The following is a 5,801-nucleotide window of genomic DNA, read 5'->3' on the forward strand; positions in this document are numbered from 1 at the left end:
AAGCTCCAAAGTAGCCATGCTATAGGCTGTGCTTTCATTTCTCCAGATAAATGAGTAAAGCCTTTCCGATAAAAAACGATGATGAGTAAGAAGGGTAGCATGAAAAAGTATCGAAGTGACGCACTCCATAGCCAGCTACCACCTTGCATTTCCATTGCATGATTTAAAATAAAGGTCACGGCAAAGAAAAGTGATGCTAAAATGCCTAATGCAATTTCTTTCATAAAATCACCTCAATTTTAGTTTTAGATTCTTTTATGTAATTAGAAAATTCAGTAATTAATGCTGAAAAAATTACGAAGAAAGGAAAAAACCTTTCTTCGTAACTATAACATTATCAATTATGTCCCATCGAGTCCAGATTTTTTTGAGTTTAATCAATCTGTGACATTTTAACAGGTGAGTGGGTGGATCACTAATACATACCTATTATTTTGCTTGTTGTTCAAATAGCTGAACAATTTCAATAATAACTTGTGTTGCCTTTTCCATTGTTTCAGCAGATACATATTCAAATTTCCCATGCATATTTTCGCCGCCAGCGAAAATATTTGGTGTTGGTAAGCCCATATAAGACAATTGTGAGCCATCTGTACCACCACGAATCGGCAAAGTATTAGGTGTAATATCTAATTTTTCCATTGCAGCACGTGCAATATCAACAATTTCTTTTACAGGCTCAATTTTTTCGCCCATATTATAGTATTGATCTTCAATTGTAATGCTTAAAGCATGTTCTCCAAATTGTGCTTGAATTTTAGCTGCAGCATCACGCATTAATTGTTTTTTCTCTTCGAATTTTTGGCGATCATGGTCACGCACGATATAGGAAAGCTCTGTATGTTCAAGAGCCCCTTTAAAGCCCATTAAATGAATGAAACCTTCATAACCTTCTGTCTTTTCAGGAACTGCTTCAGCCGGCATTTCATTTTGGAAGGCAATTGCCATTGTAATAGCATTGACCATTTTATTTTTTGCTGAACCAGGATGTACACTTGTTCCTTTTGTAACAACCTTTACACCTGCCGCATTGAAGCTCTCATATTGTAACTCACCAAGTGGTCCACCATCCATCGTATAGGCATAGTCTGCTCCAAAAGCAGCTACATCAAATTTATGTGGCCCACGACCAATTTCTTCATCTGGTGTGAAAGCTACACGAATTTTACCATGTTTAATAGTAGGATTTTTAATGAGGTACTCCATTGCTGTCATGATTTCAGCAATACCGGCTTTATCATCAGCCCCTAGCAATGTAGTACCATCTGTTGTAATAAGGGTCTGACCCACGTAATTTTTAAGCTCTGGGAAATCTGTAGGGGACATGACTAAATTTTCATTTAATTGAATGTCTCCGCCATCATAGTTATCTACACGCTGTGGATTTACATTGGTACCTGTATAGTCTGTAGCTGTATCAACATGTGCTAAAAATCCGATAGTAGGTACATTTTTATCTGTATTTGCCTCTAATGAAGCAAATAAATAGCCATTTTCATCTAATGTAATCTCTGTTAAACCAATCTCGGCTAGCTCATCTTTTAAAACATGTAGTAGGTCAAATTGCTTTTGTGTAGAAGGAGTAGTTTCGCTTGTGAAGTCTGATTGTGTATCAATTTTTGCATAGCGTATTAATCGTTCAATTACTTGTTCTTTCATAAGTATGGCCTCCTATTGTGTACGTTGATTTTTTTAGCGGGTGTCCAAAATTTGCTCAAAGAAGTTTGAGCCTTTGATGGATGTCACGGAATCGGGCTTTGTGCGATCACAAAGCCAGTTCCGGACGTAACTATGCCAAGTCATAATTGATATTATTGTACCACTTTACTTCGGATTTCGGAATATTGAAGGATACTTAATGCAATAAACACTTGGGCGCTATAATAAGTCAGCATAATTACTTCATGTGAAAAAGCTAGTGGTGTAACAAATTTATTAATAGCTAAATAGGAATCGGAAGCAATAAATAACAGAGCCCCAATTATTGCAAATTTAGAGCCTGTTCTTATAGCTGTCCAGCCCATCGTTAAAATCACCGAAATATAGGCAATCACGGCAATGCTAAGAATTGTTTCACCTGTTTTCAAGACGGAACCTGCAATCCATATGGCCATGCAGACACCGTAAAGTAGTAGCGTTATTTTAGCCCAGGTTGGTACTTTCTGTTCGTTTGTGGTAGAGAAAGCAAAAATATAAAAGACATGACCAATAAGAAAGCTAGTCAGCCCAATTAAAAACCACTGCAATGTATAGTCGCCAATCATACAAAAAATAAGCCCAATAATAATTAAAAGTTGGTATTTTTTAATATGTAATGGTTTTTGAACGGCAGCTAAAATAATGATTAACAACATTGGAATTACTTTAAATAGTAGTTTTAAACTTTCGGCAATATGGGAAAAAAGAAAAATATAATAAAGACCAAACAAGATTATGAAACCTATTAATATTTTTTTAAACAAATTTTTCAGCTCCTTTCCTTTTGAAATTCAATATTTATGGTAGAATTCCTTTCTGTACAACGTATGTATGAAACTTTTTTAGTATGTAACCGTAAATAAGTAGACAGAAAGTTGAAGAGAGGATGAACCAAATGACTAAGCTACTGATAGCTTCTGCAGTCATTGCATTAATCGCGAGTGTATTAGTAACACCGCTTATTACAAAGAAGCGAGAAGATGGTAAATCGAGAAAGGTGATCGGATATTTCTTTATTGGCATCTTTGTGCTAGGATTTTTAGCCACAGGTATCACACTATATGTAACAAAAATTGATGTAAATTGGCTTGTTTTTTGGCCAGCAATAATTTTATTATCGCTAGCAGGTGCTCTGCTTGCGAGTGGTATTGAACGGAAGATTAAAGGAATTTTATTTTTAGCAAGTTTAGGTGTAGCAGTTTATGTATTATCAGCACCTTTATGGAATGCTAATGATAAATTTAATTCTTCAGAAATGAAGGAAGAGGTTGAAATAAAACCTTTCGATGAGACACAAACACCTGCGAGTGTCCCACCAAAATTTGCTCGTAATAAAATGAAAAAGGCATTCGGTCAAGTGCCAAATACTAGTTACTATGAGTTAGGACGTTTACAAATTCAAAAGGTGAAGGGTGAATATGTTTATATCGCACCAGTCGAGTTTTCTGGGTTCTTTAAATGGATGAATGGTGATACAACACCAGGCTACTTTATAATGAGTGCTACAGATTCGGCGGATAACCCTAAGTTTGTAAAAGAAGAAATGAAGTATGTCCCTTCTGCTTATCTAAATGCTAATTTAGAACGTCATATTCGCCTACAACATCCATTCCTTATTTTTTATGGGGATGTTCAACTAGAAGTAGATGATGACGGAAAGCCTTATTACATTCGTTCCTATGGTGAATTTATTTCAGCACGAAATGGCTTTGATGTGAAAGGGATTGTCTTAGTAGATGCACTGACAGGGAAATCAGAGGTGCTTAAACTGGACCAAATACCTGAATTTATTGATGGTGCAGTATCTCCAGAGACAGTAAGCTTACAAAATAGTTATTTCGGTAATTATGTTCATGGTTTTTGGAACAGTATGTTTGGTAAAAAGGATGTAAAAATCCCTTCCGATGAAGGAACAGAATCGAATGTTAGCCCAATTTTCGATGAGAAGGGTGATATGTATTACTTCACAGATTTTACAAGTCCTAAAGAAGGCGTAGATTCCATGCTAGGGTATTCCTTAACAAATGCACGCACAGGAGAAGCCACATATTATACAGGGAATTTAGATTCAAGTTATATGGATTCACAAGGTAATTTACAAATTATTGAGAAGAAATTTATTGAGAAAAAATGGACTGGTGAAATGCCAGTGCTATATAACTTTTATGGGGAAGCAAGCTGGTTAACAGCGGTGCTGGATTCCAACGGCTTTTTACAAAACTATTTCATTGTGTCTGCTGCCAATCCTGAAATCTCCGTTTATGCTACTACTCCTAAGGAGGCACTAAAATTATATAAAACTGCATTAAGCCGTGGAGGAAATACAGTTGACGGTAGTTCAAATGCTGAGGAGAAGCAAGCTAGTGGGAAAGTATTACGTGTGTACAAGGAACGTTTAGGAGATTTTACGACAGTTTCTTTCTTATTAAACAATGGTGAAAATTATTTAGTCAGTGCTGAAACAGAACCTCTAGCCATTTATTTACAAGAAGGTGATGAGGTAATTATCACGTATGGTGATACAGGGGAACAGTTCTTACCAGTTCGATCCCTCATCATTAAAGGGTTACAATAAAAAAACAAAAGACGATCTTAGGATAACGAAGATCGTCTTTTGTTATGTCGATTGTTTTTGAATGGAGGTAAGCATTTTGCCTCTATGGTTCATAAAAAGTGTCCTTGCATGGTCATTTAAAGTAAAAATTTGTTGTACATAGTCTTGTAGCAATCTATCTTCATATTCAAAAGAATGATCATCTTCATTTTCTAAAATATAGGATAATAGAAGTGCATGTAAGACAGCCACCTCTAGATTTTGGGTATTTGTAATAAACTTCAAATTTAGAATAGAGGTGTGGGAAACAAATTGATTAACATAATCAATAGCATTTTTATACAGTGTCAAATTAACACGTGGCTCTAACCGCTTTCTTAGCTCGGTGCACGCATTATTTAATTCTTCTATTTTTAAAAATAAACCTCTTACACTTCTCTTATGCTGTTGTTCTAAGGTATGAGCAAGATGTTTATTGATATGAGACATTGTTAGTAAAACTCCTTTCTTCAATAGGGTTCATTTATTAATATGAATGGAATAGCTGGAAATGGGAAGAGTCTTTTCGTTTAATTTGAAGCAGTCTTTACTCTATATATCGAGACAAAATTACTAGATTTAATATAGAAAAGTGATGACATTATGAAAAAAATGGGGTTATTATCATACGATAGTAACCCCATTATGTTATTGAAAAAATCACTATTATAAAAAGAACGTTGGCAGGAGGGATTTTATTTCCGTTCCCCCAGCTTCAAACAATCATGCTGCATTTACTAGCAGTAGTAAACAAAATCAATAAGTCGTTATGATACTGAATATAAATATTAGGTCTCTTGGTAGTTCATAGTAAATTACACTGAGCGTAATCAGTTAATTACTTCCAATTAAATCCTTTTGTAGCTAAAAACTCTTTGATATGAGGACGACGTTGTTCGACTAAAAAATCAGCCATTTGTTTTGTCCAATTATCAATTTTTCTATTTGAGGATCGGTTATTATAATACATCTCCATTGTCTCATTATAAGCTGGTAAAAGCTCATCATACTTGTCTACATTGTATCCGTTTTCATGTAATACGGCAGACACAGGTAAGCGTGGTTTGACTTCATTGCGTCGTGCTGGTACGCCAATTGTTAGGCCGAATAAAGGAAAAACGTGATCAGGTAGATTAAATAATTCACTTATTTCGGAAGGATTGTTACGTACCCCTCCAATATAGCAAATTCCATACCCCATTGATTCTGCTGCGATCACAAAGTTCTGTGCAAACAACGATACATCAGCTACACCCACTAGAACATTTTCAGCAGAATCTGCAACTATGTCTACACCTTCTAGTTTTCCAGCCATTTGAAGACGCTTGAAGTCAACGCAAAAGACAAAAGCACCACCAGAAGTTTCATATTGACGAGGGTTACCAGAGAGTAATCCTAATTTCTCCTTTTTGTCTGCATCTGTTACCCATATTACACTATAGGCTTGGACAAAATGTGATGTGGCAGCCATTTGTGCTGTTGCAATTAAATCCTCGATGATTTCTCTTGA

6 protein-coding genes are annotated in these 5,801 nt (G+C 35.5%); 1 reads left to right on the forward strand and 5 read right to left on the reverse strand.

Features of this window, described 5'->3' with window-relative positions; genetic code table 11:
- The 3 genes from RT445_RS16390 to RT445_RS16400 form a co-directional block, all read right to left on the reverse strand.
- A partial coding sequence (locus tag RT445_RS16390) for a multidrug resistance efflux transporter family protein (protein ID WP_313470993.1) occupies positions 1 to 224 on the reverse strand: 224 nt, incomplete at its 3' end.
- A 205-nt stretch (positions 225 to 429) separates the two neighbouring features.
- Positions 430 to 1,659: a peptidase T gene (gene pepT / locus RT445_RS16395; RefSeq protein WP_274795397.1), complete on the reverse strand. Its 1,230-nt coding sequence runs from the start codon at positions 1,657 to 1,659 to the stop codon at positions 430 to 432.
- Positions 1,660 to 1,811: 152 nt separating this feature from the next.
- Entirely contained in the window at positions 1,812 to 2,462 is a 651-nt protein-coding gene (locus tag RT445_RS16400) for a lysoplasmalogenase (RefSeq protein ID WP_274795398.1), read from the reverse strand.
- A gap of 131 nt (positions 2,463 to 2,593) precedes the next feature.
- On the opposite strand from RT445_RS16400, the gene RT445_RS16405 reads away from it, so the two are divergent.
- On the forward strand, positions 2,594 to 4,273 hold the full coding sequence (locus RT445_RS16405; RefSeq protein WP_274795399.1) for a hypothetical protein: 1,680 nt from the start codon (positions 2,594 to 2,596) through the stop codon (positions 4,271 to 4,273).
- Positions 4,274 to 4,315: 42 nt separating this feature from the next.
- Here RT445_RS16405 and RT445_RS16410 read toward each other — a convergent pair whose 3' ends face one another.
- Together RT445_RS16410 and RT445_RS16415 are read right to left on the reverse strand one after the other, a co-directional pair.
- The gene (locus RT445_RS16410; RefSeq protein WP_274795400.1) at positions 4,316 to 4,741 is read right to left on the reverse strand and encodes a hypothetical protein; all 426 of its coding nucleotides are present in this window, start codon (positions 4,739 to 4,741) and stop codon (positions 4,316 to 4,318) included.
- 388 nt (positions 4,742 to 5,129) lie between these two features.
- A partial coding sequence (locus RT445_RS16415; protein WP_313470994.1) for an NADPH-dependent oxidoreductase occupies positions 5,130 to 5,801 on the reverse strand: 672 nt, incomplete at its 5' end.

Source organism: Lysinibacillus sp. (genome assembly GCF_032093475.1).
GTDB classification, from domain to species: domain Bacteria; phylum Bacillota; class Bacilli; order Bacillales_A; family Planococcaceae; genus Lysinibacillus; species Lysinibacillus irui.